Consider the following 5,141-nt stretch of genomic DNA (forward strand, 5'->3'; position numbering starts at 1 on the left):
GGCATTGGCTCTAGTCCCTCGGGCCGGTTCGGCAACCACGCACCGTCAAGGGCGGCCGGGCGTTTTCTCGATCGTTTTCCCGGCGTCCCGACCGGCTGTCGGTACGCAGCGGACAGGCGTTCTGCCCGCCTTTTCTGCTGGTGGATCCAGTCCGCTGGTGGATCCAGCGCCGATCGGCGCCCGTGTCCCGGCTACGGTGATATCGGGTCGAAATCTGGTCCGGCTGTCGGTCGAGCGTTCGCGGAGCCCGCGCGCGAAATGCCTTCGGTGATATTAGATCGCGTGGCGGACCATAGCCAATTCTGCCGGGGAACCCGGGTCGGAGCGCCGTCGTCTCCCTCGAGTGCGGCGCGCGGATATTTCTTCACCCCCACGCCGGTGGACCGGAAACGTCACGGTGACGGGGACGGAGACGGCGCGTGGCGTCCCGCCGCTCCGGGCCCGTTGCAGCCGGCCCGTCCGCGGCAGATCCGGACCGGTTGCGGACTCCTCATGACACGCCATAGACGCTGGCTGCTTCGCCTGGTCAGGGCCTCGGCCCGGAATCGGGTCGGGTGCCCGCCCCGGGTCCGCAACCGCGGCCTGGTCCGATCATCCGCCGGATGCGGCGGCCCTGCGGCCCCGTCGGGGCCAAAGGCCTGGAGATTGCGGGACCTGTGGCCATTGCGGGACCTGTGGCCATAGCCGGAACGGTGTATCCGTCCGTCCGTCCGGTATGGCCGGCCGGGTGATCGACCCGACGCGCATCGTATTGAGCCGGTCCTGCCGACCGAGGGCGCCGTTGCCTCCCGGCAACGGCGCCGGCCGAATCCCGCGATGCGAGGGGCATGCCTCGGCTGGTCGCCTTCGCTTCAAGCTTCGGCTCAAGCCTTGGCGCCGAGATTATCACTATACGTGTCTTTGGAAGGACATTAGCGTTATTCCATCGTACGCGCCGGTGCGGCGTGACCGGTGCGGCTTCACCGGACGGCGCAGGTGCTCCCGGGCGTCAACTCACCGTCATCGCGCCGACGGGTTACTAGGAACGATGAGCTACTCATGGGGCTGTTTATATGGCTACCTCGTACTGGCCCGGATTGGGGACGTCGGTAGGCGGCGAGCTGACCCGGCCGGATCGGGGCACTCTCGGTACCCCGATCGGGGCAGGCTGACGAGCCCAACGTGTCGGTTAGGCCCCGCCGGTCGGGCGTCCTCGATGCCGCGCGATTTCGAGTGCCTTCTCGGGGCACGCCGACGTCGAGGTCCCCGATGGGCGGACCGTGATGAGGAGGACATCATGCCGATCAATGACGCTGGGTTCGACTGCGGCCGAGCGGCGCAGTTCTCCCACGACGACGTCGTGGGAGAACTGCTCGAACAGCACGCCCGCATCCGCGAGCTGTTCGCGGACGTGAAGTCGGCGACGGGCGAGCACAAGCGCCGGGCGTTCGACGAGCTGCGGGCTTTGCTCGCCGCGCACGAGACCGCCGAGGAGATGATCGTGCGGCCGGTTACGAAGAAGATCGACAGTCGGGTGGCCGAGGCGCGCAACCACGAGGAGGACGAGGCCACCCGCACGCTGCTGGCGCTGGAGAAGATGGATGTCGGTAGCGCCGAGTTCGATGCGAAGCTGGCGGACTTCGAACGGGCCGTTGTCGACCACGCCGAGCATGAGGAGTTCCCCCGGGTGCACGCAGCCTGCGACGCCAGGCAGCTGGAAAGCATGGGCCATCGGCCCCGGACGGCGGAGAAGTTCGCTCCCACCCATCCGCACCCGTCAGCCGCCGGTTCGACCGCCAAGCAGTGGACGGTAGGCCCAATCGCCTCGATCATCGACCATGTCCGGGACGCCGTGAAGTGACGCGGCGGGGTGCCGTGACCTGACGCCGTGCGGCTTGCGGGCGTTGCGGTGCCGCCGCGGCGGACGGTCGCGCGGCGTCCGGGACCATCCGCGGTTCGGCAGCCCCGGGCGTCAGCGTCGGCACGGCAACCCTTCTGGAACAGGACGCCTTCTGGAACAGGACGGATGGCCGGCTCTCCGGACGGTCGGCTCAGGCGTGGGTTCCGCCGTCGGCGAGGGAGAGCGCGGCGGTCAGCGGATGGGCCGCCGCGCTGAACGCCGCCATCTGGTCGACCGACCAGGGGCTCAGCGCCCAGGGCGCGGCGGCGGCTACCCGGCGGTAGTCGTCCCACTCGACCCAGCGCCACTCGACCACTTCGGCCGGGTCCGGATCCGGGTCCCCGAGCGCCCGCGCCACGTAGACCGGGCAGACCTCGTTCTCCACGAGACCGTCGGCGGCGGTGGCGCGGTAGGCGAAGTCCGGCAGCGCGCAGTGCAGGTCGGTCAGCTCCAGGCGGAGTTCCTGGCCCACCCGGCGCTCGACGGCCCGCGCCAGGTCCTCGCCTGGGCGGGGATGCCCACAGCAGCTGTTCGTCCATACTCCCGGCCAGGTCCGCTTGTCGAGCGCTCGGCGGGTGACGAGCAGCCGGCCGGCCGGGTCGAAAAGGTAGGACGAGAACGCCAGGTGCAGGGGGGTGTTGAGGCCGTGCACGGCGATCCGCGGCGCCGTCCCGCAGGGGCGGCGTTCGGCGTCGAGGAGCACGACCTCGTCGGCGGCGGGCGGGACCGGCGCGGTCTCACGCGACACCGTCTGTGATGACGCCGCGTCACGCGGCACCGTCACGACGTCGGAGTCGGATCCTTGCGGGCTCACTGGTGGGCCTCACTTTCCGGTCGAAGGTCCAGTTTCCACTCGAAGGTCCAGTCGCTGGTCCGGTCGGTGTGGGGTGGGCGCGGGTGGCTGTGGGGCGGGCGCCGGCGACGCTGTCGCCCAACGCGCACGTGTCGTTTTCCTCCACCGGGATCCAGTCGCCACATACCCATCCTCCCCTTCCTCCCCATCCTGCCCGCCGGCGCCGGTCGGCCACGTCCACGTCCGGGTAACCCCGGCCGTACCCCCGCCCCGGCATGGGCGATTGCTGGTTCCGATCAAGGTAACGATGAGAGTGTGGGCGTGGCGGAAGGACGATCACCTGCAGGTTTCCGCCGCCCGCCAGTGCCCGCCAGTGCCCGCCGTGCCAGCAGAGGATCGAGGATGACGGACATGGACCTGTCAGCCACCCTGAACAGCCTTGTCAGCAAGGGGGTGAGTGGTCGGGCCCCGACCCGGGACGAGGCCCTAGCCGTCCTGCGCAGTGACGACGACGAGCTCATGGATGTCATCGCCGCCGCCTACCGGCTCCGGTGGAGGTACTTTGGCAGGCGTGTCAAGCTGAACTTCCTGGTGAACCTCAAGAGCGGGCTCTGTCCGGAGGACTGTTCCTACTGCTCGCAGCGGCTCGGTTCGAACACGGGAATCCTGAAGTACACCTGGCTCAAGCCCGAGGAGGCCGCCGCGACGGCCGGTGCCGGCATCTCGGGCGGTGCCCGCCGGGTGTGCCTGGTCGCGAGCGGCCGCGGGCCGACGGACCGGGACGTCGACCGCGTGGCGGACACGGTCGGCGCGATCAAGACCGCACATCCGGGCGTGGAAGTGTGCGCGTGCCTCGGCCTGCTGTCCGACGGGCAGGCCGCACGGCTGCGGGCGGCCGGTGCGGACGCCTACAACCACAACCTGAACACAGCCGGTGAGAAGTACGCAGACGTCTGCACGACGCACACCTACAACGACCGGGTTGACACGGTGCAGGAAGCCAGGCATGCCGGCCTCTCACCCTGCTCGGGCATCATCGCCGGCATGGGGGAGAGCGACGAGGACCTCGTCAACGTCGTCTTCGCGCTGCGGGAGCTGGCCCCGGACTCCATCCCGGTCAACTTCCTCATGCCATTCGAGGGCACGCCCCTGGGCGCGGAGTGGAACCTCAACCCCCGGCAGTGCCTGCGCATTCTCGCCATGGTCCGGTTCGTCAACCCCACGGCCGAGGTGCGGCTCTCGGGCGGCCGGGAGATTCATCTCGGCTCGATGCAGCCCCTCGCCCTCTCGGTGGTGAACTCCATCTTCCTCGGTGACTACCTGACCAGTGAGGGCCAGGAGGGCCACCAGGACCTGAAGATGATCGCCGAGGCGGGATTCACGGTGGAAGGTCTCGACGCCGACACCGATACCGAGGCGGCTGTGGCCGCGGGCGCGGGCCCGGAGCGGGTCGCGCTGCGTCAGCGCGGTGCCGGCACCGCCCTGCCGCCCAACGCCTGATCCCGGCATCCACCGCCCGGCCGGCGGATGATCAAGTGGACGTTCGCCTGGCTGGGCTGGCCGGGCCCGGTATGCCCAGAACGAGCATGAGTGCCTGGGCCTCGGCGACCAGATCTGGTTCGAAAGAGCGGTCCCGCGTGGGGCAAGGCGCGATGCCCCCTGCCCTGCGCGCGTAAAATATTTCAGTACAGGGTATTGCTCGGTGCGCTCGGTGCGCAGAGTCCGAGGGAGGTGAGGGTATGGCCGAGAACGTCCATGATGTTGCCGCCTTCATCCTCGCGCGACTCGGGATGATGGCCACCTGGCGTTTGCAGAAGCTGGTCTACTACTCGCAGGCATGGCATCTCGCCAACCATCGCGTGAATCTCTTCGACGAAGAGGTTCAGGCCTGGTCGAACGGTCCGGTGGTATGGGCGCTCTTCGAGAAGCACCGCGGCTGCTTCTGCGTCAGCTCATGGCCAGCGGGGGATCCCCGTCGACTCGGGCCCCAGGCGACTCGGACCATCGAGTGGGTGCTGCAAAAGTACGGGTCTTTCAGTGGCGACGAACTGTTGCGGATGACGCAGGTGGAGGCGCCGTGGCGGCTGGCGCGTGCAGGGTTGCCGGAGGGGGAGTCGTCTAACGAGCCCATAGAGCCAACGATCATGGCGGACTACTACGCTTGGCTGAGGATATCAGTCGACAAAGCCGTCTCGGCTGCGGTCGGCAACGCGCGTCTGGAGGGCCACGAGTTCTCGCCTGATACGCAGGCTCGACTCCGGCAGGTAGCGTCAGGGACGTGCACAGCCGATGAGGCTGTCGCGGAAATGCTCGCCCGTCACAGGGGGCGCGGCCTCGACCAGTGAGCGACCCGTACTGCTGGCCGGGCACCGAGTGCCTGCGGAACCGGCTCGACATACATGATCCTGATGCGCTCGCCGACATCGAACAGCAGATCTCCGGCCTTCGCTACGCTGAGCTGGGGGATAG

General features: G+C 68.7%; 4 protein-coding genes. 3 read left to right on the forward strand and 1 reads right to left on the reverse strand.

The annotated features are described in order from the left end of the window. Nucleotides 1–1,276: 1,276 nt before the first annotated feature. A complete protein-coding gene (locus AC08OJ_RS18400) occupies nt 1,277–1,840 on the forward strand; it encodes a hemerythrin domain-containing protein (protein WP_476596384.1) in 564 nt (187 codons plus the stop codon). A gap of 190 nt (nt 1,841–2,030) precedes the next feature. Here AC08OJ_RS18400 and idi read toward each other — a convergent pair whose 3' ends face one another. After that, nucleotides 2,031–2,693 carry an isopentenyl-diphosphate Delta-isomerase gene (gene idi, locus AC08OJ_RS18405; RefSeq protein WP_476596385.1) on the reverse strand — a complete coding sequence of 221 codons (663 nt, stop codon included), beginning with the start codon at nt 2,691–2,693 and terminating at the stop codon, nt 2,031–2,033. Between the two features lie 381 nt (nt 2,694–3,074). Between idi and bioB the strand changes: the two genes are divergently transcribed. Beyond that, nucleotides 3,075–4,172, forward strand: coding sequence for a biotin synthase BioB (bioB, locus tag AC08OJ_RS18410; RefSeq protein WP_476596386.1), 1,098 nt, complete (start codon nt 3,075–3,077; stop codon nt 4,170–4,172). Nucleotides 4,173–4,411: 239 nt separating this feature from the next. Continuing rightward, nucleotides 4,412–5,017 carry a type II toxin-antitoxin system antitoxin SocA domain-containing protein gene (locus AC08OJ_RS18415; RefSeq protein ID WP_476596387.1) on the forward strand — a complete coding sequence of 202 codons (606 nt, stop codon included), beginning with the start codon at nt 4,412–4,414 and terminating at the stop codon, nt 5,015–5,017. Nucleotides 5,018–5,141: the final 124 nt, after the last annotated feature.

Source organism: Frankia sp. CgKIO3, from assembly GCF_977946435.1.

Coding starts and splice junctions, on each gene's coding strand:
- bioB (WP_476596386.1), top strand. CDS start 3,075: ATGACGGACATGGACCTGTCAGCCACCCTGAACAGCCTTGTCAGCAAG.
- AC08OJ_RS18415 (WP_476596387.1), top strand. CDS start 4,412: ATGGCCGAGAACGTCCATGATGTTGCCGCCTTCATCCTCGCGCGACTC.
- AC08OJ_RS18400 (WP_476596384.1), top strand. CDS start 1,277: ATGCCGATCAATGACGCTGGGTTCGACTGCGGCCGAGCGGCGCAGTTC.